23 protein-coding genes and 1 tRNA gene are annotated in these 24866 nt (G+C 56.7%); 10 read left to right on the top strand and 14 right to left on the bottom strand.

The annotated features are described in order from the left end of the window. Nucleotides 1–110: 110 nt before the first annotated feature. The 10 genes from EV680_RS03145 to EV680_RS03190 form a co-directional block, all read right to left on the bottom strand. The gene (locus EV680_RS03145; RefSeq protein WP_132953132.1) at nucleotides 111–881 is read right to left on the bottom strand and encodes a TatD family hydrolase; all 771 of its coding nucleotides are present in this window, start codon (nucleotides 879–881) and stop codon (nucleotides 111–113) included. A gap of 98 nt (nucleotides 882–979) precedes the next feature. Next, nucleotides 980–1879: a Dyp-type peroxidase gene (locus EV680_RS03150; RefSeq protein WP_132953134.1), complete on the bottom strand. Its 900-nt coding sequence runs from the start codon at nucleotides 1877–1879 to the stop codon at nucleotides 980–982. Between the two features lie 116 nt (nucleotides 1880–1995). After that, entirely contained in the window at nucleotides 1996–2490 is a 495-nt protein-coding gene (locus tag EV680_RS03155) for a DUF4442 domain-containing protein (RefSeq protein WP_132953136.1), read from the bottom strand. Between the two features lie 160 nt (nucleotides 2491–2650). Continuing rightward, on the bottom strand, nucleotides 2651–3502 hold the full coding sequence (gene ygfZ / locus EV680_RS03160) for a CAF17-like 4Fe-4S cluster assembly/insertion protein YgfZ (protein WP_132953138.1): 852 nt from the start codon (nucleotides 3500–3502) through the stop codon (nucleotides 2651–2653). A gap of 70 nt (nucleotides 3503–3572) precedes the next feature. After that, nucleotides 3573–4295, bottom strand: coding sequence for a tRNA adenosine(34) deaminase TadA (tadA, locus tag EV680_RS03165; protein ID WP_132953140.1), 723 nt, complete (start codon nucleotides 4293–4295; stop codon nucleotides 3573–3575). 98 nt (nucleotides 4296–4393) lie between these two features. After that, nucleotides 4394–5269 carry a site-specific tyrosine recombinase XerD gene (xerD, locus tag EV680_RS03170; RefSeq protein WP_132953143.1) on the bottom strand — a complete coding sequence of 292 codons (876 nt, stop codon included), beginning with the start codon at nucleotides 5267–5269 and terminating at the stop codon, nucleotides 4394–4396. Beyond that, nucleotides 5266–5709 carry an acyl-CoA thioester hydrolase YciA gene (gene yciA / locus EV680_RS03175; protein ID WP_132953145.1) on the bottom strand — a complete coding sequence of 148 codons (444 nt, stop codon included), beginning with the start codon at nucleotides 5707–5709 and terminating at the stop codon, nucleotides 5266–5268. Before yciA ends, xerD begins: the two co-directional genes overlap by 4 nt. A 124-nt stretch (nucleotides 5710–5833) precedes the next feature. Further along, nucleotides 5834–6289: a methylated-DNA--[protein]-cysteine S-methyltransferase gene (locus EV680_RS03180; RefSeq protein WP_132953147.1), complete on the bottom strand. Its 456-nt coding sequence runs from the start codon at nucleotides 6287–6289 to the stop codon at nucleotides 5834–5836. A gap of 34 nt (nucleotides 6290–6323) precedes the next feature. Continuing rightward, nucleotides 6324–6524, bottom strand: coding sequence for a hypothetical protein (locus EV680_RS03185; protein ID WP_132953149.1), 201 nt, complete (start codon nucleotides 6522–6524; stop codon nucleotides 6324–6326). 40 nt (nucleotides 6525–6564) lie between these two features. Next, nucleotides 6565–7002: a peroxiredoxin gene (locus tag EV680_RS03190; RefSeq protein WP_165870896.1), complete on the bottom strand. Its 438-nt coding sequence runs from the start codon at nucleotides 7000–7002 to the stop codon at nucleotides 6565–6567. A 142-nt stretch (nucleotides 7003–7144) separates the two neighbouring features. Between EV680_RS03190 and EV680_RS03195 the strand changes: the two genes are divergently transcribed. Together EV680_RS03195 and hemF are read left to right on the top strand one after the other, a co-directional pair. Then, complete coding sequence (locus EV680_RS03195) at nucleotides 7145–8416, top strand: NupC/NupG family nucleoside CNT transporter (RefSeq protein WP_132953150.1); 1272 nt, start codon at nucleotides 7145–7147, stop codon at nucleotides 8414–8416. 210 nt (nucleotides 8417–8626) lie between these two features. After that, a complete protein-coding gene (hemF, locus tag EV680_RS03200; RefSeq protein WP_132953152.1) occupies nucleotides 8627–9532 on the top strand; it encodes an oxygen-dependent coproporphyrinogen oxidase in 906 nt (301 codons plus the stop codon). A gap of 329 nt (nucleotides 9533–9861) precedes the next feature. Here hemF and EV680_RS03205 read toward each other — a convergent pair whose 3' ends face one another. After that, a complete protein-coding gene (locus EV680_RS03205; protein WP_132953154.1) occupies nucleotides 9862–11244 on the bottom strand; it encodes a DEAD/DEAH box helicase in 1383 nt (460 codons plus the stop codon). 423 nt (nucleotides 11245–11667) lie between these two features. Between EV680_RS03205 and EV680_RS03210 the strand changes: the two genes are divergently transcribed. From EV680_RS03210 to EV680_RS03245, 8 genes are all read left to right on the top strand, one after another. Then, nucleotides 11668–14379 (top strand): hypothetical protein, encoded by a 2712-nt coding sequence (locus tag EV680_RS03210; protein WP_132953156.1) that lies wholly within the window; start codon nucleotides 11668–11670, stop codon nucleotides 14377–14379. 447 nt (nucleotides 14380–14826) lie between these two features. Further along, on the top strand, nucleotides 14827–15771 hold the full coding sequence (locus EV680_RS03215; RefSeq protein ID WP_132953158.1) for a class I SAM-dependent methyltransferase: 945 nt from the start codon (nucleotides 14827–14829) through the stop codon (nucleotides 15769–15771). A gap of 54 nt (nucleotides 15772–15825) precedes the next feature. Next, nucleotides 15826–16047 (top strand): methionine-binding protein, encoded by a 222-nt coding sequence (locus EV680_RS03220; RefSeq protein ID WP_132953160.1) that lies wholly within the window; start codon nucleotides 15826–15828, stop codon nucleotides 16045–16047. A gap of 183 nt (nucleotides 16048–16230) precedes the next feature. Further along, complete coding sequence (locus EV680_RS03225) at nucleotides 16231–17343, top strand: sugar diacid recognition domain-containing protein (protein WP_132953162.1); 1113 nt, start codon at nucleotides 16231–16233, stop codon at nucleotides 17341–17343. A 224-nt stretch (nucleotides 17344–17567) separates the two neighbouring features. Further along, nucleotides 17568–18827 (top strand): GntP family permease, encoded by a 1260-nt coding sequence (locus EV680_RS03230; RefSeq protein WP_132953164.1) that lies wholly within the window; start codon nucleotides 17568–17570, stop codon nucleotides 18825–18827. A gap of 10 nt (nucleotides 18828–18837) precedes the next feature. Further along, a complete protein-coding gene (locus EV680_RS03235) occupies nucleotides 18838–19980 on the top strand; it encodes a glycerate kinase (protein WP_132953166.1) in 1143 nt (380 codons plus the stop codon). Nucleotides 19981–20334: 354 nt separating this feature from the next. Continuing rightward, nucleotides 20335–21525, top strand: coding sequence for an acetylornithine/succinyldiaminopimelate transaminase (locus EV680_RS03240; protein WP_132953168.1), 1191 nt, complete (start codon nucleotides 20335–20337; stop codon nucleotides 21523–21525). A 525-nt stretch (nucleotides 21526–22050) separates the two neighbouring features. Next, nucleotides 22051–22731, top strand: coding sequence for an SIR2 family NAD-dependent protein deacylase (locus EV680_RS03245; protein ID WP_132953170.1), 681 nt, complete (start codon nucleotides 22051–22053; stop codon nucleotides 22729–22731). 55 nt (nucleotides 22732–22786) lie between these two features. Here the strand turns inward: EV680_RS03245 and EV680_RS03250 are convergent. The 3 genes from EV680_RS03250 to EV680_RS03265 all read right to left on the bottom strand — a co-directional run bounded on the left by EV680_RS03250 (nucleotide 22787) and on the right by EV680_RS03265 (nucleotide 24699). Beyond that, nucleotides 22787–22862, bottom strand: a tRNA-Asn gene (locus EV680_RS03250). A gap of 329 nt (nucleotides 22863–23191) precedes the next feature. Further along, on the bottom strand, nucleotides 23192–24256 hold the full coding sequence (locus tag EV680_RS03260; protein WP_132953174.1) for an NAD(P)-dependent alcohol dehydrogenase: 1065 nt from the start codon (nucleotides 24254–24256) through the stop codon (nucleotides 23192–23194). Next, on the bottom strand, nucleotides 24253–24699 hold the full coding sequence (locus EV680_RS03265) for an MmcQ/YjbR family DNA-binding protein (protein ID WP_132953176.1): 447 nt from the start codon (nucleotides 24697–24699) through the stop codon (nucleotides 24253–24255). The genes EV680_RS03260 and EV680_RS03265 overlap by 4 nt, the downstream gene beginning before the upstream one ends. Nucleotides 24700–24866 lie beyond the last annotated feature (167 nt).

Here is a 24866-nt window from a genome sequence, read left to right on the forward strand (position 1 = left end):
CAGCCACGCACGCGGTTTAAACGGCTTCTGCATATGGCTTGCTACATGCGCCTGTATAAGTTTTTCTTTCATTCCACTATAGTACGGCAAGGCGAGGCAACGAAGTTAGGTTATTTTTTTGGATTGGTATGAAAGGCCAAAAGCTGCGCCACATTGGTTTCGGTCTGCATCGAGAGCGCCGCCACGCTGATGCCGCGCAAGCCGGCCACGGTTTCGGCGATGACGCGCACATTGGCGGGGGTGTTGATTTCGTTTTTGAGCATAAACGGGCTGTCGGTTTCGAGCACAATATGCTCAAGCGGCAGAGCAGCTGCGGCTTGGCGGGCTTTTTTGGCGGCGGGGTTGAGCAGCAGCGAGCCGATGCCGATTTTGAAACCGCAGCGGATAAAAGCCTGCGCCTCTTCAAGGCTGCCGGAAAATGCGTGCACAATGCCGCCTTGGCTGAAGCGGGTGGTGCGCACCGCGGCCACAATGGCAGCGGAGGCTTTGAGATTGTGGATAATCACCGGGCGGCGGTGTTGCTCGGCCAGCCGCAATTGCTGTTCAAACAGGCTGATTTGCCGCGCGCGCGCTTCGTTTGAAGGTCTTTCGTGCAGAAAATCGAGGCCGATTTCGCCCACCAAGGCTTGCGGGTGTTGTGTGAGCAGCTGCGAGAGTGCGGCCAAATCATCGGCACCGGCCTCAGCAGCAAACCACGGGTGGATGCCGATGGCGCTGTGGGTATTGGCCGCACCCAGAGCGAGCACCGCCGCCCAATCGGCGCGGCAGGTGGCGGGCACGATAAAGCGGCACACGTTTGCCGCGCGGGCGGCGGCCAGCACTTCGGGCAGCTGCGGCAGCAGGGCGGGGTCGGCCAGGTGGCAGTGGGTGTCGGTGAACATGGGCGGATTGTAGGGCAAATGCCGTCTGAACAACAGCAGTTTGCCGGCGCATAAAAAAGCGCACAGCCCAAAGCTGCGCGCTTTTTTTCACTAATGCATCACAAATTCTGCAAACGCGCCACGCCTGGGGCGTAGTAATACGCGCCGCTCACGGCTGTGGTTAAGTGGTGGAGCATCAAATCGGTTTGGCCGTCGCGCTCGCCGAACATGCTTTGCAATTGCGCTTCGATATTATACAAACGGGCGCAATAGGCGATAAACATTAAGCCGCGCTCGCCGCTGAGGGTGCCGTAGGGCAGGCTGCGGCGCACGATTTTCAGGCCGGCGCCGTTTTCTTTCAGGTCCACGCGGCCTAAGTGCGAATCGCTCAGGCGCATATCGCCTTCGAGCTCTTCATCGCGCTCTTTGGTGCGGCCGATGCAGGCTTCTTGCTTGGCGGTGTCGCATTGCCCCCACTTTTGCAGATCGTGGCGGTATTTTTGCAGCAACACATAGCTGCCGCCGGCATCGGCACCCTCGGCAATCACGGCCACTTCGGCGCGCTTTTCATCTTGCGGGTTTTCGGTGCCGTCCACAAAACCGTCAAAACCGCGCTCTTCCAGCAAGCGGTGGCTGTGGGTTTCGTCGGCCACGCTGATGCTGTTGCCGAATGCGGCCAACACTTTTTCGGCCAGCGCAATGCTCAAATCATGGCGCAGCGATTGAATGTGAATCAGCACATCGTGTTGGGTGGCCGGCGCAAGGCCGCCGCCGAGTGCTTTGAAAGGCTTGATTTCGCGGCCTTCTTCGTTGTGGCCGAAGCTTTGCCACAGGCGGCTGCCGAAAGCCAGGGTGAGGCCCAGCGAAGCATCGGGAAATTGTGTTTGCAAATCGGCCAGCGCATCAAGGCTTTGCACGCAGGCTTGTTTGATGGCGTCGGTGCTGCCTTGGGCATCGGCTTCGATAAAAATGCCCGATTTGCAGTGGTCGGGCACAATGGCGCTTTGCGCAGTGTTCATAGGGGCTCTTTTCGGGTGGCTGTGGGTGAAATGGATTGTGGATTTTAACATAAAGAAAAGGCCGTCTGAAAGCAAGGTTTCAGACGGCCTTTTACCGCTTTATTATTGATAACGGCTTATTTGTCGGCATTGCTTTCAGACGGCCTGAAAGCCGGTTTGAGGCGGATATACAAGGTGCGCGTGACCACGGCCACGGTTTCGCCTTTTTCATCGGTGAGCACCGATTTGATTTCGGGCAGGTATTTGTCGCCGCTCTCGGTGGCGGTGCGGATTTGCCGCAGCATGTCATCGCTGATGTCGCATTCCACAAATATTTTGCTGTGGCCGGGGCGGATGAAATCGATGTGAGCGGATTTGTCCCAAATATAATAGCGGCTGCCGAGCAGGCCCATCAGCATGAGCGAGTAAACCGGGTCGGTCATGGCAAAAAGGCTGCCGCCAAACTGGCTGCCGTTGGCATTGCGCGTGCCCGGCCAGTTTTTCAGCTCGACACGGCAATGGCGGTAATCGTCGGACAATTCGGTGATGCGGATGCCGCTGAACAAAAACGGCGGCCATAAATTGAGCACCCGCCGCACGCGGGAGGACTTTTGGAAAAACCAGGATTTCATGGGTGTGCCTTGTTGTGGTTATTGTGGCTGGATTTTTACCATATTTGCGGCCTGTGCGGGGCAGAGAATTAGGGCGAATGCTCGGTTGGGCGGGGTGAAAGTAGATTAAGCAGGCCGTCTGAAAGCGTTTCAGACGGCCTGCTTAAATATTGCTGCTTATTTATTCCGCATCAAAAAACACGCGCTGTAAGGCAAGTGCGTTGCCGTCGGCATCGGTGAGCGCGGCTTTGGCGGCGGCGAATTTAATCACCGCCAAGTTGATGCTGCCCTCGGGCGTGAGCGCGCTGTTGAGTATCACGCCGGCTTCTTCGCCGCTCTGCTGCACGGCAATGCCGGCGGCTTCGGGCGTGGCGGCGGTGAGCACGGCCAAGCCGCGTTTGACCTGGCCGCGGTATTGCGCGCGCGCGATGATTTCCTGGCCGGGGTAGCAGCCTTTTTTGAAGTGCACGCCGCCGATGATGTGTTGGTTGAGCATTTGCGCCACGGCGGTTTCGCTGGTGGCCGCGCAAATCCACGGGTAGCCGCTTTCGATTTCGTGGCGCACCCAAGCGTTTTCGGCGGCGGCATCGTAATCGGGCAAATCGGCGGCGGGGCCGATGTTCAGACGGCCTTGGTGCGGCAAGGTAATCTGCCACATTTGGCCGTGCGCTTGTGCGGCAAAAGCGAGCGCGGGTGCGGCGGCAGGGGCGGCGGCGATATTGTCGGGCAGCTCGGCGGCCACGGCAAAATCGGCCAGTGGCTCAAACACCACTTTGGCGCGCAACACAAACATGCGCAAACGCTTCACGAGCGGCTCGATTAAGTCGGCCGAGAGCGCAAGCAGCAAGTCATCGCCGCGATTGAGCACCAGCATATTGGCAATCACGCGGCCTTTGGGGGTGTTGTAGGTGGCGTAACAGGCTTGGCCGGGGGCGAGGTTTTGAATGTCGTTGGAGAGCTGGTTGTGCAAAAAAGCGGCGGCATCGTCGCCGCTGGCGCGCACAAGGCCGAAAAAGGGCAGGCGGGTTTGCATAAAAATCCTTGTTGGCTGAGTGTGTGTGGGTGATGATTTTACGCGCTCTGAAGGCCGCCTGAAAGCGGCTTTACTTTTGCCGCCGCTGCCGGAAAAAATCTTGCAGCAAAGCGCGGCATTCGGCGGCCAGAATGCCGCCTTTCACGGCGCTGTGCGGATTGAGGCGCGGCTCGGCAAAGAGATTCACCACGCTGCCGGCTGCGCCGCTTTTGGGCTCGGCCGCACCGTAAACCACCCGCCGCACCCGCGCCTGCATCAGCGCGCTGCTGCACATGCTGCACGGCTCGAGTGTGATATACACATCGCATTGGTCGAGGCGGTAGTTTTGCAGGGCCGCTCCGGCGGCGGCGAGCGCGCGGATTTCGGCGTGGTGGCTGATGTTGTGGTCGGCCACGCAGGTGTTGTGCGCGGCGGCAATGATGTTGCCGCGATGCACCACCACTGCACCCACGGGGATTTCGCCCATGGCCGCCGATTGTGCCGCTTGCGCCAGCGCCGCGCGCATAAAGTGTTCCATTTCTGCCTGTGGCGGAAACACGGCCACGGGCGGGTGGGTGCGCACGGCTTCGAGCAGGGCGGCTTTTTCGGCTTCGCCCAAAGCTTGAGGCGTGGTGTGTTGCTCGAGTGCGGCAAGCTGCCACAAGGTGCTGCGGGTGAGGGTGAGCCCGGCGGCTTTGAGCAGCAAAAAGCTTGCGGCCGCGCCTTGTGCACGCAAATCGGCCAGCGTGGCGATGCCGAGCTTTTGCAGGGTTTGCAAGGTGTTGGGGGCGAGAGGCGGGGTGGTGAGCTTCATGGGGTATGAATCAGGCCGTCTGAAAGATGTTTATTGTAACGGATATTGCAGGCATAGGCCGTCTGAAAGCTTTTGTTTCAGACGGCCTTTGTCTGCAATCAATTGCGCGGATGGTGCTCGGCCACGATGTTTTTCAGGCGCTCGTTGGCTACATGGGTGTAGATTTGGGTGGTGCTGATGTCGGCATGGCCCAGCAGCAGCTGCACTACGCGCAAATCGGCGCCGTGGTTGACCAAATGGGTGGCGAAGGCGTGGCGCAGGCCGTGGGGGCTGAGCCCGGCAATGCCTGCGGCTTCGGCATATTGTTTCACAATCATCCACGCGAGCTGGCGGCTGATGCCGGTGCGCTTTTGGCTGATAAACAATTCATCGATGATGCGGCCTTTGGCAAGCCGGGGGCGGGCGTGGGCAAGATAGTGTGCAATCCAGTGGGCGGCTTCCTGCCCCAGCGGCACGATGCGCTGCTTGTTGCCTTTGCCTATGGTGTTGATGAGGCCGCGCTCGAGGTTGATTTCGCCGATTTTGAGCTTCACCGCTTCGGTAACGCGCAGGCCGCTGGCGTAAATCAGCTCGAGCAGGGCTTTGTCGCGCAGGCCGTGGGCGGTGGTGGTGTCGGGGGCGGCGAGCAGGGCGTCGATTTGGGCTTCGGTAATCAGCTTAGGCAGATTTTGGGGCGGGTGCGATGCATGCAGCCGCTCGGTGGGATTATCGGCGCGCTGTTCGGTGTCGGAGAGCCAACCGTAAAGGCGTTTGCAGGCAGACAAGGCGCGGGCTTGCGAGCGCGGCTGCTCGTCGGGGTGGTAGATGGCGGCGGCCAAATCGGTGTTTTGGGCGCTGAGCCAGTCGAGATGGTTCAGCGCCAGGCGCGCGGCGATTTTTTCGAGGTCGTGCCGGTAGGCTTGGAGCGTGTTTTGGCTCAGTCGCGCTTGCAGCCATAAATGCTCGAGCAGGCGTTCGATCAAGGTGTTGTTCATGGCTGCTCAAGGTGGGCGAGCTTGGGGTTGCCGGATTTGGGCACCGGGCGCGGTGTGCCGCCGGCATCGATGGCCACATAGGTAAACACGGCTTCGGTAACGAGCCGGCGCTCTTCGGTGAGCTTGTCGTTCATCAGCGTTTTCACCCACACTTCGATTTTGATTTGCAGCGAGGTGTTGCCCACGCGCACGCATCGGCCATAGCAGCACACCACATTGCCCACTTTCACCGGGCGGATAAAATTCATCTGCTGCACAGCCACGGTAACGATGCGGCCTTGGGCGATTTCGGCGGCCAAAATGCCGCCGCCGATGTCCATTTGCGCCATAATCCAGCCGCCGAAAATATCTTGATTCGGATTGGTGTCGGCGGGCATGGCCAGCGTGCGCAGCAGCAGCTCGCCTTGGGGTTGGGTGGGAAGATTTTCGGTGCTGCTCATGGTTTTCTCGCGGGGAAAGTTAATTGTTTGGAAGGTTGTTTTTAGATGGGTGTGAGGCCGTCTGAAAGGTTTCAGACGGCCTTTCAAGCGGAATATAACGCGTTGGCAACATGCTGGAAAACGTTTAAATAGCCACGCCTTCATGATGCAGCAACCAGCGTTTGATGGCCAACGCGTTGTCTTCGCCGCTGGAAAAACCGCCGAGGCCGCCTTTGGCTACCACGCGGTGGCAGGGCACCACCAGTGCGAGTGGGTTTTTGCCGCAGGCACTGCCCACGGCGCGCGGGCCGCTGCCGATTTGGCGGGCGATATCCTGATAGCTCATCACTTGGCCGGCGGGGATTTCGCTAATTGCCTGCCACACTTTTTGCTGAAAAGGCGTGCCTTTGGATGAAATAGGATGGGCAAAGTTTTTCAGACGGCCTGCAAAATAATCATCCAGCTTTTGCTGCCACATTTCGGGCAGCGGATAGGGCGCGTGCGCCAAATCGCCGTGCAGATTCAGCTCGATCAATTCGCCGCCATCGAAAATCAAGGTGATGTTGCCGAACGGGGCTTGGTATATACAGGCTTGTTTCATGATAAAGGCCGTCTGAAAAAAGGGTGGCAACCGTTCAACTCAGAAAAATATTCAGCAAAACGGCAATGCCCGCACCAAGCAGTACGAGCAAGGCAGCCAATAAAATCGGTTTGAAATAGGTGTGCCATACTGAGTCGTTTTGCCGGATAAGACGCAAGTTCTGCTCGTTGAGTGCTTGAATGGCTTCAGAGACACAGTTGTTTGTAGTAGCAGATGTTTTTTCAGTAAATATCATTCATCCCCCTTGAAGAATAGGCTGAAGGCCGTCTGAAAGATTATTGGCTCAAAGTGTCGAGCACTTCCTGCGCGTGGCCGGCCACTTTCACCTTGCGCCATTCGTGTGCGATTTCGCCGTTTTTATCGAGCACAAACGTGCTGCGTTCGATGCCGAGCGATTCTTTGCCATAGAGTTTTTTCAGCTTGATCACGTCAAACAGTTTGCACACGGTTTCGTCTTTATCGCTCAGCAATTCAAATTGAAAGCCTTGCTTGGCGCAAAAATTTTGGTGCGATTTGACGCTGTCGCGCGAGATGCCGGCCACGGTGTAGCCCAGCGCTTCAAACTGCGCCAGGCGCGCGTTGAAATCGTGGCCTTCGGTGGTGCAGCCGGGGGTGTTGTCTTTGGGATAAAAATAAACAATCAGCGGCAAATGTTCGTCAGATACAAAATCTTGGCCGCCGGCAGTGGGCAGGGTGAAAGAATAAGCAGGCATAATAAAGCACCGGAAAGTTTCAGACGGCCTTATCTTACGGCATCTGCGCCGGCCGCGCCAAGGTAAAATCAAACAAGAAAAGTGAAATTCTTTTATAATCTCGGCAAGATTTGATTGTGCAGCTTAAAAAAAGGAAAACACGATGAACGTGTTAAACAGTTTGTTCGGCATGGTGGTGTTGATTGCCATTGCCGTGCTGCTTTCGAGCAACCGCCGTGCGATTAATGTGCGCACGGTAGCGGGCGCTTTTCTGATTCAGATAAGCTTGGGCGCGCTGGTGTTGTTTGTACCGTGGGGGCGAGAAGGGCTCTTGGCGGCATCGGAAGGGGTGAGCAAGGTAATTGCTTATGGCAACGATGGCGTGGGCTTTTTATTCGGCGGCTTGGTGTCGGACCAAATGTTTGAGCTGTTTGGCGGCGGCGGCTTTGTGTTTGCCTTGCGCGTGTTGCCGATGATTGTGTTTTTCTCATCGCTGATGGCGGTGCTTTATTACACCGGCGTGATGCAGATTATTATTAAGGTGATTGGCGGCTTTCTGCAAAAAGTGCTCGGCACGTCCAAAGCCGAGTCGATGTCGGCAGCGGCCAATATTTTTGTGGGGCAAACCGAAGCGCCCTTGGTGGTGCGCCCGTTTATCAAAAGCATGACGCGCTCGGAATTGTTTGCCGTGATGAGCGGCGGCTTGGCTTCGGTGGCAGGCTCGGTGCTGGCGGGCTATGCGCAAATGGGCGTGCCGCTGCCTTATCTGATTGCCGCTTCGTTTATGGCGGCGCCCGGCGGCCTTTTGTTTGCCAAGCTCTTGGTGCCGGAAACGGAAAAGCCGCGCACCGATGAAGAGCTGTCGGATGAGGGCGATAAGCCGGTGAACGTGATTGATGCGGCTGCCGGTGGCGCGGTAACCGGGGCGCATATTGCCATTGCGGTGGGCGCTTCGCTTTTGGCTTTTGTGGCGCTGATTTCGCTGGTAAACGGCATGATAGGCGGCGTGGGCGGCTGGTTTGGCTATGGCAGCCTCACCCTGCAAACGATTTTGGGCTGGCTCTTTTCGCCCTTGGCTTGGGCCATCGGCGTGCCTTGGAGCGAGGCGGGCATTGCCGGCTCGCTGATCGGCCAGAAAGTGGTGGTGAACGAATTTGTGGCTTATGCCGAATTTGTGAAATACCTTGCGCCCGAATCGGCGGTGCAGCTGAGCGACACCACCAAAGCGATTATTTCGTTTGCCTTGTGCGGCTTTGCCAACTTGGGCTCCATCGCGGTGCTGATGGGCGGCCTGAGTATTATCGCGCCGAGCCGACGCAAAGATGTGGCGCAACTGGGCTTTAAAGCCGTGGTGGCCGGCTCGCTCTCGAATTTGATGAGCGCGGTGATTGCAGGCTTGTTTATCGGGCTCTCCGGCGCGGCGATTGTGGGTTGAGCGTTGGATATCGTGGCACAATTTAAACCGATGCAGCGTTATTCTGATTTAAATTGTGTCACTATAAAAAAATAGGGATAAAGCAGGAAAAAATAGGGATAAAACAGGCCGTCTGAAAGGTTTCACGGCCTGTTTTGCTTGGCACCTTCGCCTGCTGCGGTTTGTATTGTCGGCTATAATGGCCGTCTGAAAACGTGATGAGGAAAAAATATGAACACGCAAACGGTGTTGCAGCTGCTGCAAAGTGTGCAGGAAAATATTTGCACCGCACTCGAGGCAGAAGAGGGTGAAGCGCGCTTTGTGGCCGATGAATGGCAGAGCAAGCTGGGCACGGGCAAGAGCCGGGTGTTGAAAAACGGGGCGGTATTCGAGCAGGCGGGGGTGAATTTTTCGCATGTGAAAGGCCGCGCCATGCCTGCTTCGGCCACGGCGCACCGCCCTGAATTGGCCGGCGCGCCGTTTGAAGCGATGGGCGTGTCGCTGGTGATTCATCCGCGCAATCCTTATGTGCCCACGAGCCATGCCAATGTGCGTTTTTTTATTGCTTATCCCGAGGGCACAGCGCCGGTGTGGTGGTTTGGCGGCGGCTTTGATTTAACGCCGTTTTATCCGTTTGACGAAGATATCGTGCATTGGCACCAAACCGCGCAAAAGCTGTGTACGCCGTTTGGTGCGGAAGTGTATGCCGAGTATAAAAAATGGTGCGACGATTATTTTTATCTGCCGCACCGGGGCGAAACCCGCGGCGTGGGCGGCCTTTTTTTCGACGATTTAAACTGCTGGGATTTTGCCACCTGCCTGCGTTTTATCGAGGCGGTGGGCGCGGGCTTTATCGCGGCTTATGCGCCGATTGTGGCGAAGCGGAAAAATACGCCTTATGCTGAGCGCGAGCGCGATTTCCAGCTTTACCGGCGCGGGCGCTATGTGGAATTCAATTTGGTGTGGGACCGGGGCACGCTCTTCGGCCTGCAAAGCGGCGGGCGCACCGAAAGTATATTGATGTCGATGCCGCCCTTGGTGCGCTTCGAATACCGCTATGAGCCGCAAGAAGGGTCGGCGGAAGCGCGGCTGGGCGATTATTTGCAGGCGCGCGATTGGCTTTCGGAATTTGCGTGAGCGCGTTGCGGTGTGTCTGTTTGGGTCTATCTGTTTTATGGAATGTCGGCACAGGCCGTCTGAAAAAAGGTTTCAGACGGCCTGTGTGTGTCATGCGTACGATTACGCTTTGTTTTGACAAAGCTAATCGTACCTACGTCTTGTGCAGGTGCGTGATTGGCTTTTGGCGTTGCGTGAGCGCGTTGCGGTTTGTCTGTTTGATGGAGTGTCGGCACAGGCCGTCTGAAAGAAGGTTTCAGACGGCCTTGCTGTATGGTTGAAAGCATGAAAAATGCCGTCTGAACATTTTCAGACGGCATGGGTTTGCATGAATCGGCGCTTTGCCTCAATCAGCCTTTATACGATGAGCGTGCGGGCTTGCTGAAGCCGCCTTGGCCGGCGGGCTTTTTCTTGCCTTTGAAGCCGCCTTCGTTGCGGGGTTTGCCGCCGAAGCCGCCCTCAGAGCGGGGCTTGCCGCCGAATTTTTTCTCGCCCGGCTTTTGGTCGCCGAATTTGCGCTCGCTGCCGTAGCCGCCTTTGCCGCCCCAGCTTTTGCCTTTGGGCTTGGCTGCGCCGCCTTTACCGCGTTTGCGGGTGGGCTCCATGCCTTCGATGGCCATTTCAGGCAGCTTGCGGTTGATGTAGCGCTCGATTTTGTGCACTTTCATGTATTCGTTTACTTCGGCAAAAGTAATCGCCAAGCCGGTGCGGCCGGCGCGGCCGGTGCGGCCGATGCGGTGCACATAATCTTCGGCCTGCTTGGGCAGGTCGTAGTTGATCACATGGGTGATGCTGGGCACGTCGATGCCGCGCGCGGCCACGTCGGTGGCCACGAGAATTTTGATGCGGCCTTTGCGCAAGTCCATCAGCGTGCGGTTGCGCCAGCCTTGCGGCATGTCGCCGTGCAGGCAGTTGGCGGAGAAGCCTTGCTCGTATAATTCATCGGCCAGCTGCTCGCTCATCACTTTGGTGGAGGTGAAAATCACGGCCTGATCGATGTTGGCATCGCGCAAAATATGGTTGAGCAAGCGATTTTTGTGGTTTTTGTCGTCGCAGTATAAAAGCTGCTCTTCGATTTTGCCTTGGTCGTCCACGCGCTCCACTTCCACCACTTCCGGGTTTTTGGTGAGCTTGCGGGCGAGCTTGCCCACGGCGCCGTCCCAAGTGGCGGAGAAAAGCAGGGTTTGGCGATCTGCGGGGGTGGCGGCCACGATGGTTTCGATGTCGTCGATAAAGCCCATGTCGAGCATGCGGTCGGCTTCATCGAGAATCAGCACTTCGAGGCGGTCGAAATCAATGCGGCCGCTGCGCATATGATCCATCAGGCGGCCGGGTGTGGCCACCACAATATCAACCGGGCGGCCGAGGGCGCGGATTTGCTGGCCGAAAGAAGAGCCGCCCACGAGGGTGACGGTGCGCAGCCATTTCATGTCGGCAGCGTAGGTGAGGGCGCTTTTTTCAACTTGGGCGGCCAATTCGCGGGTGGGGGTGAGCACCAGTGCGCGCGGGCCTTTGCCGGGCTTGTCGCTGCGGTGGCTGAGCTGCTGGAGTGTGGGCAGCAAAAAGGCGGCGGTTTTGCCTGAGCCGGTTTGTGCCGAGGCCATGATGTCGCGCTTGTTGAGCGCATGCGGAATGGCTTGTGCCTGAATCGGAGTGGGCGATTCGTAGCCGGCCGAAGTTAAGGCAGAAAGAATATTTTTATCGAGGTTTAAGTCGGCGAATTTAATAGACATGGTTTTCCTAAACGGGCAACAACGCATTCTGCCTGAAACACTCAGGCAGCCTGAAGCAATGGAGCGGGTAACGGATATTCGCAGCGGAAGAGGTTACGCAAGGTTGTCGCAAGCCTTGTGGCTTGGGGTAAACATCGGCGACAACCTGCAATGAAGAGAGCGCTCGGGGCGCAGCAAATCTTGTGATTCAGATTTGGTTGGCTGAAGACGATGGCTTCAATAAAAGATTAATCGGCGGATGATAGAGATAAAGTGGCGGCAGGTCAAGTGCAATCGGGTTAAGTCGGGTAAAGGCGAGGGGCAGAGCAAGGGCAGCGCTGCCGGCTGACCGTTGGTCGGCAAACACGATAAATGAAACAACGGGCGCTTATACTGCTGCGGCAAGCCATGCGGTTTTATCAAAGCAGAAAAGGAGAAAGCAAAATGACGCACGAACTGAACACAACAACAGACAAGGATGCATCTTTCAATGCCGGCCTTGGCGATGAATCGTTCGACCAATTGGTGGGAAAAATGCTGGCCGGCGCGCAAACCCTGCTGCAAGAGAATGGCCGCCGGCCGGGTGAGATCATCTTGAATGATTTTCTGCCGCCTAATGTGCAGGCCGATGTGCTGCTTGAGCGCCCGCAAATGGCTTCCCACAGCGCAGCGCTGCAACAAGCGGTGGATGAGCATGTGAAACCGGGCATGACGGTGCGGCTGTTTGGCAACTTTAAAATGAGCAAGCTGGCCGGCTACCGGCCGGATATTTACGGGCGCGACAACCAGCCGGTGCCGGGGCAGCCGCTGCTCACCCGCCACGGCGCGCAACCTTGCCTGATGCTGCGGGCGGATAACAATATTTATGATTTCAGCAATTGCGTGTTTACGGTGGATAAATTATTTCAAGACGGCGTGCACATAGCCGGCTATCAAGGCGATTGCCGCGCGGAGCATATGGGGCACTGGTTTACCGCCGCCATTTTGGCGGTGGATCAGAACAAACTTTCCGCGAGTAATTGGAAAGGCGCATTAGGCTCGAAAGGGCGCGGCAACGATTGGCTGGCACCGATAGGCAACAACACCGGTTTTGCTTTTAAAGGTAATACGACATGTGGATTTAACACGAGCGAATATGCTTATGATTTGGCACCCTTTCGCAACAACAGCCTCGATACAAGCCGATTATCAGCAGGCGGCTATGGCCGCGCTTTTCCGCAAGAAAACGGCCGTACCGCAGCCACTTGGGGCACATGGCGCGGCGGCTGGATAGGCAATGCCGGTTCGGCGCTGGTGATTTACCAATTGCCCTCCGTGCCGGAATCGGCGCGCACCATTGCACACTTCACCTGCGCCGGCATTTATGGGCGGGGCTTTGCCGGTGCCGTCATCGAAGTGGGCTTGCTCGGCAAACCCGACAGCACGCATTTGTCGCGCTGGGGCGCCGGCATCGAGCCTTATGTGCCACGCAATATCCGGCTGCACAACACGCTGGCCGAAGACAACTATACAGCAGGCATACAGCACAACCGCTATATCGATGTGTGGGAGCAGGGCTCGCACATCAGGCGCAGCGGGCATCCGGATTGGTCGTTGGAGCACACCAATCCGGCTAGGCCGGGTGCGAGCTCGGTGGATCCGGGCTACGGCTCGGCTTCGGGGCGCGCCAGCCCGCAAATCCGCCGCCGCATCAGCCAATGCACTTATGTGGATTGCGCGCGCAAAGGCATTGATGCGCATCACGGGGCAGACACGATTGTAGAGAAATGTTATGTGAAAGCCGGGGTGTGGGGTATGCAGGTGGCATTTGAGGAGCGGCAGGTGGATTTAGCCGAGGCTTCCAATTTGGGTTTGCAGCTGGCGCGTTATATCGTGCGTGATTGCGAGTTTCATTCCAGTCAGGAGGCGTTGAGTTTTCATAATGGCGCGTTTGGCTGGCGGCGAAATAAAACCGGCGACGGCCGCCAGGCGTGGGGCTTGCGGGTGGATGTGGCGGTGGAAAACACCTTGCTGGCTGCGCCTGTGGGCTGGATGGACAATTATGGCCGCGGCGGCTTCAAATTAAACAATGTAACGGCGGTGTTCGATGCGCCTTACGGCGTACGCACGGATATGAATACAGATAAATACCGTGCGTTTTGGCTGGGCAGCAGCAATCCGGCCGAGCGCGGCCTGCCGCTGGATTACACCTTGAATAATTGCCGCGCGATGAACAGCCCGGTGGGCAATTATGCATCGGCAATGTTGATTGAGTATATCAACGTGCTCAATATGTGGAATTTTATGGTTGACACCACGCCCTACACCACCGATTTGGCCGGCAACGGGTTACCGGCTTTTACCGCTGCCAAGCCGGTGATCCGAAGCGGCCGCAAAACCCACAATTTCCATTTAAGCCCCGGGCCTTTACATGCCGATATTAGCGGCTGTTATGCAGTAAGCATGCAAACCGACGAGGTGGTGCCGTTTGTGTTTCCCTCTGGCAACGCCGATACCGAAGTGGCCATTCCTGCCGAGGCGCAAGCCGAAATCGTTTTTGATTTTGCCGGCGCCACCGAATCACGAATAGCCGACACCCGCCGCAAAGTGCCGATGCAGCTGATGAAATCATCGCAAACCAAAGTGTTTGCCGACACATCGGCTCTTATCCACGCCGATGAGCGCCCGCGCAATATTGATGGCCGCCTGTTTAGCGAGGGCGACCCGGCCGGCGCTTATTATATCGTGCGCGGGGTGTATGCCGAGGGCGGCACCACGGTGGTGATGCCCGTGAAAATCGGTGCTTTCGGTGGTCGGCAGTCGGGCTGGATTTTGGTGGCCGCCAAGCCGGACAACAGCGCCGGCTCAGGCGGCCTGACTGCTTTGAGCGTAGCGGATGATGCCGGCAAATTCACCTTGTCGCGAAGCTCGGGCGTGCTGGTAAACGGGCAGCCGATTACCATGGAAACCCGCTTTAAACGCGATGAATGGCTGATTATTTCGTGGACGGCGCCGCTGGTCGGGCGCGATCTGGCTTTGCTCGGCCGCTACGACGGCAATGGTGTGACGCAAGGCAAAATCGGTGAGGGCTTGGCGATTTATCCCAATCGGGTGTTGGACAACAATGCCCTGCAAGCCAAGATTTTCGAGCTTAGGGCTTTGTATGATATTCAATAGTCATTAATTAATTCAATAGTCATTAATTAAATGCTGCAAAGGCCGTCTGAAAACCTTTCAGACGGCCTTTGCAAAGCCTCAGCCCGCCGCTTTTGTGCAGGCAGGCATTTGGTTTGATGCAAACCTAAACGATATTGATGATGTGTTGTGCGGTGTTTGTTTGATTAATTTGAATCGGCATCAATGTCGGAACAGGCCGTCTGAAAGCAGGCGGCTTTTTTTATTTGCCGGCGGAATTAGGGTCTGTTCACATTTCATCACGCGGCAATATTTTGGCTCAAAAACGCATCTGCTGCGTTAAAAAGCCTCGCAAAGTGTCCACCTTGCTGCGTTTTTTGCCTTGCATCTGCATTCTCAGAAACAAAATCCCCCTCATAAACGAAATGTCAGGACACCCAGGCAAACTATTGTAAAATACGCCTCTATTCACTACAGGCCGTCTGAAACATGAGCGACATCACCGCATTTGCCAACCGTTTGGGCAAAAACGCCAAGCATTATCTGAAATGGGCGCGCCGCCACAATATCGAAGCCTGGCGGCTGTATGACCGCGATATTCCGCAATTTCCGTTTGCCATTGATGTGTATGGCGGCCAAATCCACTTGCAGGAATACGACACCGGCTGGCTGATGCAGCCGGAAGAATATGAAGCCTGGCTCTCGGAAGTGCTCGAAGCGGTGGCTTTTATCACCGGCTTTGCGCCGGCCGACATCCATCTGAAACGGCGCGAACGCCAAAAAGGCACGCAGCAATACGAGAAAACCGGCAAAGCAGGCGCAGATTTTATCGTGCACGAACACGGCCGCCGCTTTTGGGTGAATTTGGAAAAATACCTCGACACCGGCCTTTTTCTCGACCACCGCAACACCCGGCAGCGTGTGGGCGAAATGGCGGCGGGCAAGCGTTTTTTAAACCTTTTTGCCTACACCGGCAGCTTCAGCGTGTATGCCGCCACCGGCGGTGCAGCGGCAAGCGAAACGGTGGATTTATCCAACACTTATCTCGATTGGGCGCGGCGCAATTTCGAATTGAACGGCATCGATGAAGCGCGCCACCAAATCGTGCGCGCCGATGTGTTTCAATATCTTCAAGCGGCTGCCCAAGCCGGCAAACCATTCGATTTAATCGTGATGGACCCGCCCAGTTTTTCCAACAGCAAGAAAATGCTCGACATTCTCGACATCCAGCGTGACCATCAAAAGCTGATCGATGGCGCAATGGCGCTGCTCGCTTCAGACGGCCTGCTGTTTTTCTCCAACAATCTGCGCAGCTTTGCGCTTGATGAAGCCGTGGCGCAGAAATATGCGGTGAAAGAGATTTCCAAACAATCGGTGCCGGAAGATTTCCGCAATAAAAAAATCCACCAATGTTGGGAAATCCGGCATCGCTAAGATAAAAGTTTCAGACGGCCTTGATGATTGAAGGCCGTCTGAAACGGAGCGCGCATGTATAAAACCATCATTTGCATCACCGCCTTGCTGCTGGGCGGCTGCATGTATGCCGACACACCTTACGGACGCGTGGCGGCCGTTGATTTGCCGGTGCATTCCAGCACCACGGTCAACAAAACCGTCACCATCAACGCGCCGCCGGGCACCACCGTGATTTACCAAGATGCCGAGCCGGTGGACTATCCGCGCCGGCGGCCTTATTACCGCTATTATTGAATCCATCTGCATCATATTTCAGACGGCCTTACATATTGAGATGAAGGCCGTCTGAACGCATTTTATACCAATCCAAAAAAATAACCTAACTGCGTTGGCTCGCCTAGCCGTACTATCTGTACTGTCTTCGGCTCGCCGCCTTGTTAGCTTACTTTTTTGAATGGGTATTAGAGAGCCACATCAATGAAAATCAGCAAAACCACCGCGCAAAATATCGTCAACCGCGCCATGAAGGTGATCGGCAAATCGGTGAATGTGATGGACGAGCACGGCATCATTATCGCCTCGGGCAATGCCGGCCGGCTGGGGCAGCGCCACCCCGGTGCGCTCTTGGCGCTGCGCGACAATAAAATCGTGGAAATCGACCGCGAGCTGGCCGAGCAATGGCGCTATGAAGCGCTGCCCGGCATCAATCTGCCCATCACTTATCTGGGCAAGCCCTTGGGTGTGGTGGGCATTTCGGGCGTGCCCGCCGAAGTGCGCCCTTATGCCGAGCTGGTGAAAATGACGGCAGAATTGATTATCGAGCAGGGCGCTTTGTTGGCGCAGGAGCATTGGAGCCGCCGCTATCAGGAAGAATTTCTGCTCGAAGCGATACGCGGCAGCGCCAAACCGGCCGATTTGAAGCGCCGCGCCGCCGCGCTGGGGCTGGATGTGTCGGGGCGCTTTGCGGCGGTGGTGATCAAATGCCGCCGCCCGGAAGAATTTTTGCTCACCCACCGGCTGGTGGCTTATCTGGAGCAGCCCAAATTCAAGCAATGGGTGGTGATGACGGCGCTTGATGAAATCACTGTGTTGAAAGCGCTTGCAGCCGCGCAAGAGGCCGATGAAAAATTATTGCAGGCCATGCTGCCGGAGGGCATGGCGGCACAGGATTTCCATATGGCCGCCGGCGCGGCCTTCAGCGGCGCCGATGCGTTGCACATGGCTTATCAAACCGCCGCCAGCACACTGGCTTATGCGCAAACGCGCGCGCCCGAGCAGGCACATTATTTTTACCGCCACTATCGGCTGCCCGCGCTTTTGGCCGAATTTTCCGGCTCGTGGCAGGCGCAGGAATTGCGCCGGCCGCTGGAAGCCTTGCGCGCGAAAGACAGCCGGCAGATATGGCTCAAAACGCTGCGGCATTATTTCGATGCCGAGGGCGATGTGCCGCGCGCGGCGCAAACTTTGTTTGTGCATCCCAATACCTTGCGCTACCGGCTCGCGCAGATTGAGCAGATCACAGGCTTATCGCTGCACAAAACCGATGAGCAAACCATGCTTTATCTGGGCATGCTGCTGCATGAAGATTGATGCCCAACCTGAAAAACAAGCTCACGGCGTTGCCCCGCCTTGCCGTGCTGCCTGTGCGGTTTGCGGCTTGCCGTTTTTTTAGAATCGGAATTGGATAATTTCACAAAATATACACATTTTCAGCATAATTTTTTGTGCAAAAATATAAAGACTTTTTTCACATCAAACGCCGATAATGGTGGCCGCAAACAAATATATTTACCGGATTTAACAAGGAGAAACACATGGTCAGCGTATCGGCTTTGGGCGCCATCACCGCTTTGGTGGTGGCCATCGGATTGATTTTAAAGAAAGTGCCGCCGGCCTACGGCATGATTGTGGGCGCCTTAGTGGGCGGCTTAGTGGGCGGCGCGGGTTTGAGCGAAACCGTGAGCCTGATGATAGGCGGCGCGCAAGGCATCACCACCGCCGTGATGCGCATTTTGGCCGCCGGTGTGCTGGCCGGTGTGTTGATTGAATCGGGCGCGGCCACGGTGATTGCCGAAACCATTGTGAAAAAGCTCGGCGAAACCCGCGCGCTGCTGGCGCTCACGCTCGCCACCATGATACTCACCACCGTGGGCGTGTTTGTGGATGTGGCGGTGATTACCGTAGCGCCGATTGCGCTGGCGCTGGCCAAGCGCGGCGGTTTGTCTAAAGCGGCGATTTTGCTGGCGATGGTGGGCGGCGGCAAGGCGGGCAATATTATGTCGCCCAACCCTAATGCCATTGCCGCGGCCGATGCTTTCGATATTCCGCTCACCTCGGTGATGGCTGCGGGCATTGTGCCGGCGCTGTTTGGCGTGGTGGTCACTTATTTTCTGGCTAAGCGCTTGGTGAAAAAAGGCAGCATGGTGCAGGATAGCGAAGTGGAAACCGAACACCACAGCAAGCTGCCGCATTTTGCCGCCGCCATTTCTGCGCCCTTGGTGGCGATTGTGCTGCTGGCGCTGCGCCCGATTGCCGGCATTGCGGTCGACCCGCTGGTGGCGCTTCCGGTCGGCGGCTTGGTGGGCGCGTTTTTGATGGGCAAATTCAAACACAGCAATCATTACGCCATCAGCGGCCTGAGCAAAATGGCGCCGGTGGCGATTATGCTGTTGGGCACCGGTGCGCTGGCGGGCATTATCGCCAATTCCGGCCTGAAAGATGTGCTGATCGACGGGCTCACCGCATCGGGGCTGCCTTCTTATCTGCTTGCGCCCATTTCCGGCGCGCTGATGTCGCTGGCCACGGCTTCGACCACGGCGGGCACGGTGGTGGCCTCTAATGTGTTCAGCAGCACCTTGCTCGAATTGGGCATCAGCGGCATTGCCGGCGCGGCGATGATTCATGCCGGTGCCACCGTGTTCGACCACATGCCGCACGGCTCGTTTTTCCACGCCACCGGTGGCAGCGTCAACATGGACATCAAAGAGCGCTTGAAGCTTATTCCTTATGAGAGCGCGGTGGGCTTAACGCTGGCGCTGGTGTCTACCTTGATTTTCGGCGTGTTTAAATTTTAAGGAGCAAGTGATGAAAATCGTGATCGCCCCCGATTCATTTAAAGAAAGCTTAACCGCGCTGGAAGTGGCCGAGGCCATTGAAGCCGGCTTGAAAAAAGTGCTGCCCGATGCCGAATATGTGAAAGTGCCGATGGCCGATGGCGGCGAGGGCACGGTGCAATCTTTGGTGGATGCCACCGAGGGCCGATTGATAAGCGCAGAAGTGTGCGCGCCTTTGGGCAACAAAGTGAAGGCTGAATTCGGCCTCTCGGGCGACGGGCGCACCGCCATTATCGAAATGGCCGCCGCATCGGGCCTGCATTTGGTGCCGCCCGAAGCGCGCAACCCTTTGCGCACCACAAGCTACGGCACCGGCGAATTGATTTTGGCCGCGCTGGCCGAGGGCGTGGAAAAAATCATTGTCGGCATCGGCGGCAGCGCCACCAACGACGGCGGTGCCGGCATGTTGCAGGCGCTGGGCGCTTTGCTGCTGGATGCGCAGCATCAGCCCATCGGTGCCGGCGGCGGCTGTTTGCAGGATTTGGCCGCCATCGACCTTAGCGGCCTGGATAAGCGCCTGGCCGGCGTGGAAATCGTGGTGGCCTGCGATGTGGATAACCCAATGTGCGGCGAAAAGGGCGCATCGGCCGTGTTTGGCCCGCAAAAAGGCGCCACGCCCGAAATGGTGCAGGCGTTGGATTCGGGCTTACAGCATTTTGCCGACATTGCCGCGCGCGATTTAGGCTTGGATATTCAAAGCCCGGCCGGTGCCGGCGCGGCCGGCGGCATGGGCGGCGGCGTGCTGCTGCTGCCCGATGCGCGCCTGCAAGCGGGCGTGCAAATTGTGATGGAAGCGGTGAAGCTGGCCGAGAAAGTGCAGGATGCCGATTTGGTGATCACCGGCGAGGGGCGCATGGATGCGCAAAGCGTGCACGGCAAAACGCCCATCGGCGTGGCGCACACAGCCAAAGCCTTCGGCAAGCCCGTGATTGCGATTGTGGGCTGCCTGCGTGAAGACTACGAAGTGGTGTATGCACAAGGCATTGATGCTGTGTTTCCGATTATCCGCCAGCTCGGCAGCCTGGAAGAAATTTTGCAGCACGGGCGTGATAATTTGGTGTCGGCCGCGCAAAATGTGGCCAGGATTTATCAGATGGGCATCAGCCGGAAATAAATTGATATAGTGGAATCAAAGAAAAATTGATGCAAAAATCAGAAATTCCAAATCGTGTGCAGGGTGTGTGGCGCAGCCACGCACGCGGTTTAAACGACTTCTTGTATCAGTTTTTCATTCCACTTATAGTAATTGCAAAGGCCGTCTGAAACGTTTCAGACGGCCTTTTGCCTATCAAAAAATCGCTTTTTAAAACGCGCAAGCAACAACGAAACCAGGCTGTTTGTATATATGTTTTCAGACGGCCTGCGATACAAAACAGGCCGTCTGAACCGATAGAAAGCGTATTGAAATGAGCGCCCGAGCAGCGCATAATAAGCCGCGACAACACACACCACCAAAGGAAGCGGCGCTATGCAGAATTATCTCACCCCCAATTTTTCGTTTGCCCCCATCATTCCCGATTATGCGCAAGGCAGCCGCGTGTGGGACACCGAAGGGCGCGAATACATCGACTTGGCGGGCGGCATTGCGGTAAACGCATTGGGGCATTGCCACCCGGCGTTGGTTGAGGCGCTCGAAAAGCAGGCGCACAAGCTGTGGCACATTTCCAATATCTACACCACCGAAGCGGCGCAAAAGCTGGCGCAAAAGCTGGTGGCCACCACATTTGCCGACAAGGCGTTTTTCTGCAACTCAGGCGCCGAAGCCAACGAAGCGGCGCTGAAGCTGGCGCGCAAATATGCGCGCGACCATTTCGGCGAGGGCAAAGGCGAAATCATCGCTTGTGTCAACGGCTTTCACGGCCGCACCCTGTTCACCGTGTCGGTGGGCGGCCAACCCAAATACAGCCAGGATTTCGCCCCGCTGCCGCCGGCCATCACCCATGTGCCGTATAACGATGCCGCCGCGCTCGAAGCCGCTGTCGGCCCGCAAACCTGCGCCGTGATGATCGAGCCGGTGCAAGGTGAGAGCGGCGTGCTGCCCGCGCAAAAAACCTTTCTCGAAGCCGCCCGCAGCGCCTGCGATGCGCATCAGGCGCTGCTGATATTCGATGAAGTGCAAACCGGCATGGGGCGCACCGGCAAATTGTTTGCCTACGAGCATTACGGCGTAGCGCCCGATATCCTCACCAGCGCCAAAGCGCTCGGCTGCGGCTTTCCCATCGGCGCGATGCTGTGCACCGACAAAACCGCCACGAGCTTCGGCCCCGGCACCCACGGCTCCACCTTCGGCGGCAACCCGCTGGCCTGCGCCGTGGGCAATGCCGCGTTTGACATTATCAACCGCGCCGACACGCTCGCGCACGCCGCCGCCCAAGGCGAAAAGCTTCAGACGGCCTTGCGGGTTTTAGGTGAAGAAACCGGCGTGTTTCAAAGCGTGCGCGGCATGGGCATGCTGATCGGCTGCGTGCTGGCCGATGAATATGCCGGCCGCGCGGGCGGATTGATGCAGGCGGCGCTCAAACACGGTCTGATGATTTTGGTGGCCGGCCCCGATGTGGTGCGTCTCGCCCCCGGCTTGTTGCTGAGCGATGAAGATTTAAACGAAGGCATCGAGCGCTTGGGCGCGGCTGTGGCCGAGTGGCAGCAAAGCGCGGTATAAAGCGGAAAGAAAAGCAGGCGCAGCCTGCTTTTTTGTTTCATACCCATTCAAAAAAGTAAGCTAACAAGGCGGCGAGCCGCAGACAGTACACACGTACGGCAAGGCGAGACAACGAAGTTATAGATGCGGCAACTAATTATTGAATATTCAGATCCTCTTGCCCGCAGCAGAAACCTGTTCCCTCTCCCGTGGGAGAGGGCTAGGGAGAGGGCAACAAGCCAAAGGCTTGTTTGCCGGCATCTGAAAATGTTCAATATTTAATTGCCGAATCAATAGGTTATTTTTTTGGATTGGTATCAGACGGCCTGATATAAACGAGGCCGTCTGAAAGCAGCCCGTAGGTCGGATGCTCGCATCCGACACTTGTTCGCAGAACAAAACACGCACATCGCTTTGGCCGATGGCCCAACTGCGCAGATGGTGCGCTCAAACTGCTTTTATTTTTCCAGCTTGTTTTTTTAGGATGGGTATCAGGCCGTCTGAAAGTGAAGGCCGTCTGAAAGTGAATAGAAGGAAAGAAATGGTATGAAAAAATGCATCATCCTCACCGGCGCGGGCATCAGCGCCGACAGCGGCTTAAACACTTTCCGCGATGCCGGCGGCTTATGGGAAGGGCAGCGCGTGCAAGATGTGGCCACGCCCGAGGCATGGGCGCGCAATCCGCAAATGGTGCTCGACTTCTACAACCAGCGCCGCCGCCAAGCCGCTGAGGCCGAGCCCAATGCCGCGCACAAAGCTTTGGTGCGGCTCGAGCCTTATTACCATGTGCAGATTATCACCCAAAATGTCGACAATCTGCACGAACGCGCCGGCAGCAGCCGGGTGCTGCATCTACACGGCGAATTAAACAAACTGCGCAGCAGCGCGGATGAGCACGAGATTATCGAGTGGACAGGCGATCAAACCCTTGCCGATGCCGACAGCCAAGGCCGGCCGCTGCGCCCGCATATTGTTTGGTTTGGCGAAGAAGTGCCGCTGTTTGGGCAGGCGCTGGCTGAAATGGAGGATGCCGATGTGGTGATGGTGGTGGGCACTTCGCTGCAAGTGTATCCCGCCGCTTCGCTGCTGCAATTTGCGCCGCACCAAGCCGCCGTTTATCTGATAGACCCGCAGCCGCAGCGCTTGCCGGGCGTGGAAGTGATGGCCGAAAAAGCCAAAGAAGGCGTGCCGAAGCTGGTGGACAATTTAATCCGCCAGGCCGTCTGAAAACAGCTTTGCAGACATAAGAAAAAAGCCCAAACAAAAGTTTGGGCTTTAAATTTGGCTCCCCGACCTGGGCTCGAACCAGGGACCTGCGGATTAACAGTCCGTCGCTCTACCGACTGAGCTATCAGGGAAGAAGCGTGCATTATAGCCGCGCGGCGGAAAGTGTCAATACTTGGCGGTAAAGTTTTTTGCGTAAACGCAGCAATAATTTGAATATTCGAATAATTTATTTTCAGACGGCCTTAGGGGCTGTTCACATTTCATCACGCGGCAATGTTTTGGCTCAAAAACGCGCCTGCTGCGTTGAAAATGCTCGCAAGGTGTTCAACCTTGCTGTGCTTTTCGCCTTGCATCCACGCTTTTGCCTCAAAGTCTTACTCGCGGATGAATTGTGAACAGATCCTAAAGGAGCGGCTTGCATTTTCTTCAGGCCGTCTGAAAATATTACAGCAAAAGCGCATCAGCCGGCTTGCTTCAGGCTTTTCATGTCGATGACAAAACGGTATTTCACATCGCTTTTGAGCAGGCGCTCGTAGGCTTGGTTGATGTGTTGGATATCAATCATTTCCACTTCGGGCACGATATTGTGCGCGCCGCAAAAATCGAGCATTTCCTGCGTTTCGGCGATGCCGCCGATCAGCGATCCGGCCACGCTGCGGCGGCCGAGAATCAGCGGCACGGTGCTGAGGGTGGATTCCAAATCGCCCACCAAGCCCACCAGCACCAATGCGCCATCCAGCGCTAAAGTGTTGATATACGGGTTTAAATCGTGGCTGTAGGGCACGGTGTCGATAATCACATCGAAATAATTGGCCACGGCCTGCATTTGCGCTTCATCGGTGGACAACACCACTTTATCCGCGCCCAGCGATAAGGCATCGGCTTCTTTGCCGGCCGAGCGGGTGAAGAGGGTGGTTTCCGCGCCCATGGCATGCGCCAATTTCAGCGCCATATGCCCCAGCCCGCCCAAGCCCACCACCGCCACTTTGCTGCCTTTTTGCACATTCCAATGTTTGAGCGGCGAATAAGTGGTGATGCCGGCACACAAAAGCGGCGCCACGGCTTGGGTGTCGAGGTTTTCCGGCACGCGCACCACAAATTTTTCCGTTACCACGATGGTGTCGCTGTAGCCGCCGTAAGTGGGCAGATTATCGCCGAAGCGGTCGGTGTCGTTATAGGTTTGCACGTTGCCGTTTTCGCAATATTGCTCCAAGCCCTGCTCGCACGGGTGGCAATGTTGGCAGGAATCGACCATGCAGCCCACGCCCACCAAATCGCCTGCTTTAAACTTGCTCACGCCCGCGCCCACGCGGCGCACACGCCCCACGATTTCGTGGCCGGGCACCATCGGATAATGGCTCCAGCCCCAGTCGTTTTTCGCTTGGTGCAAATCGGAATGGCACACGCCGCAATATTCGATGTCGATTTCCACATCGTTGCTGCGCACTTCGCGCCGCTCGAATTCAAACGGTGCCAAAGGGGAAGAGTCGGATTGGGCGGCATAGCCGCGCACTTTGATGCTCATGATGTTTCCTTTCGATGGTTGGTTGGATTTGGGATGAGGCCGTCTGAAAGGCTTTTTCCGCTTTTCAGACGGCCTGATTTTTGAGCAGGCTTGGCGGTGAGCAAATAGCTGTCATCAAGCAAATCTTGAATGCTTTGCGCACTTTGTCCGCCTTCAAGCGGCAGGCTGAGCCAATGCGCCTTATTCATGTGCCAAGCCGGAAAAATGCCCGGCATTTGCCGCAAAGCGCCCACCATTTCGGGGCGGGCTTTCACATTCAACACATCAATAACCGCCTGCCCGGGCAAACCGAGCTTGCCGGCAGGAATGGCCACCAGCACCGCAAACCACTTGCGCCCCGCACCGTGGCGGAACACCGCATAATCGGGCGTGGCCGCCCATAAATATTCGGGCGCTATGCCGTAGCGGTTTTTAATATGTTCAATCAGGCTTTGTCGCTTCATTCTACGCTCTTTTTATGGATGGTTTCAGACGGCCTTGTTGCACGCGCAGAGCTACTCTCGGCTTGTTGTCGGATATTTTGTGTTTTGAGTGGGATATTACACCCAGCGTTCCGCCCAAATGTGTGCAACCGTTGCTGGATATTGAACATTTAGTGCCGATTTTCGGC

This window comes from Uruburuella suis (assembly GCF_004341385.1).
Taxonomy (GTDB): domain Bacteria; phylum Pseudomonadota; class Gammaproteobacteria; order Burkholderiales; family Neisseriaceae; genus Neisseria; species Neisseria suis.

What these genes read in the sequence shown, in the direction of transcription:
- EV680_RS03145 (WP_132953132.1), bottom strand. Translation starts at nt 881, where the DNA reads ATGTTCACCGACACCCACTGCCACCTGGCCGACCCCGCCCTGCTGCCG.
- EV680_RS03150 (WP_132953134.1), bottom strand. Translation starts at nt 1,879, where the DNA reads ATGAACACTGCGCAAAGCGCCATTGTGCCCGACCACTGCAAATCGGGC.
- EV680_RS03155 (WP_132953136.1), bottom strand. Translation starts at nt 2,490, where the DNA reads ATGAAATCCTGGTTTTTCCAAAAGTCCTCCCGCGTGCGGCGGGTGCTC.
- ygfZ (WP_132953138.1), bottom strand. Translation starts at nt 3,502, where the DNA reads ATGCAAACCCGCCTGCCCTTTTTCGGCCTTGTGCGCGCCAGCGGCGAC.
- tadA (WP_132953140.1), bottom strand. Translation starts at nt 4,295, where the DNA reads ATGAAGCTCACCACCCCGCCTCTCGCCCCCAACACCTTGCAAACCCTG.
- xerD (WP_132953143.1), bottom strand. Translation starts at nt 5,269, where the DNA reads ATGAACAACACCTTGATCGAACGCCTGCTCGAGCATTTATGGCTGCAA.
- yciA (WP_132953145.1), bottom strand. Translation starts at nt 5,709, where the DNA reads ATGAGCAGCACCGAAAATCTTCCCACCCAACCCCAAGGCGAGCTGCTG.
- EV680_RS03180 (WP_132953147.1), bottom strand. Translation starts at nt 6,289, where the DNA reads ATGAAACAAGCCTGTATATACCAAGCCCCGTTCGGCAACATCACCTTG.
- EV680_RS03185 (WP_132953149.1), bottom strand. Translation starts at nt 6,524, where the DNA reads ATGATATTTACTGAAAAAACATCTGCTACTACAAACAACTGTGTCTCT.
- EV680_RS03190 (WP_165870896.1), bottom strand. Translation starts at nt 7,002, where the DNA reads ATGCCTGCTTATTCTTTCACCCTGCCCACTGCCGGCGGCCAAGATTTT.
- EV680_RS03195 (WP_132953150.1), top strand. Translation starts at nt 7,145, where the DNA reads ATGAACGTGTTAAACAGTTTGTTCGGCATGGTGGTGTTGATTGCCATT.
- hemF (WP_132953152.1), top strand. Translation starts at nt 8,627, where the DNA reads ATGAACACGCAAACGGTGTTGCAGCTGCTGCAAAGTGTGCAGGAAAAT.
- EV680_RS03205 (WP_132953154.1), bottom strand. Translation starts at nt 11,244, where the DNA reads ATGTCTATTAAATTCGCCGACTTAAACCTCGATAAAAATATTCTTTCT.
- EV680_RS03210 (WP_132953156.1), top strand. Translation starts at nt 11,668, where the DNA reads ATGACGCACGAACTGAACACAACAACAGACAAGGATGCATCTTTCAAT.
- EV680_RS03215 (WP_132953158.1), top strand. Translation starts at nt 14,827, where the DNA reads ATGAGCGACATCACCGCATTTGCCAACCGTTTGGGCAAAAACGCCAAG.
- EV680_RS03220 (WP_132953160.1), top strand. Translation starts at nt 15,826, where the DNA reads ATGTATAAAACCATCATTTGCATCACCGCCTTGCTGCTGGGCGGCTGC.
- EV680_RS03225 (WP_132953162.1), top strand. Translation starts at nt 16,231, where the DNA reads ATGAAAATCAGCAAAACCACCGCGCAAAATATCGTCAACCGCGCCATG.
- EV680_RS03230 (WP_132953164.1), top strand. Translation starts at nt 17,568, where the DNA reads ATGGTCAGCGTATCGGCTTTGGGCGCCATCACCGCTTTGGTGGTGGCC.
- EV680_RS03235 (WP_132953166.1), top strand. Translation starts at nt 18,838, where the DNA reads ATGAAAATCGTGATCGCCCCCGATTCATTTAAAGAAAGCTTAACCGCG.
- EV680_RS03240 (WP_132953168.1), top strand. Translation starts at nt 20,335, where the DNA reads ATGCAGAATTATCTCACCCCCAATTTTTCGTTTGCCCCCATCATTCCC.
- EV680_RS03245 (WP_132953170.1), top strand. Translation starts at nt 22,051, where the DNA reads ATGAAAAAATGCATCATCCTCACCGGCGCGGGCATCAGCGCCGACAGC.
- EV680_RS03260 (WP_132953174.1), bottom strand. Translation starts at nt 24,256, where the DNA reads ATGAGCATCAAAGTGCGCGGCTATGCCGCCCAATCCGACTCTTCCCCT.
- EV680_RS03265 (WP_132953176.1), bottom strand. Translation starts at nt 24,699, where the DNA reads ATGAAGCGACAAAGCCTGATTGAACATATTAAAAACCGCTACGGCATA.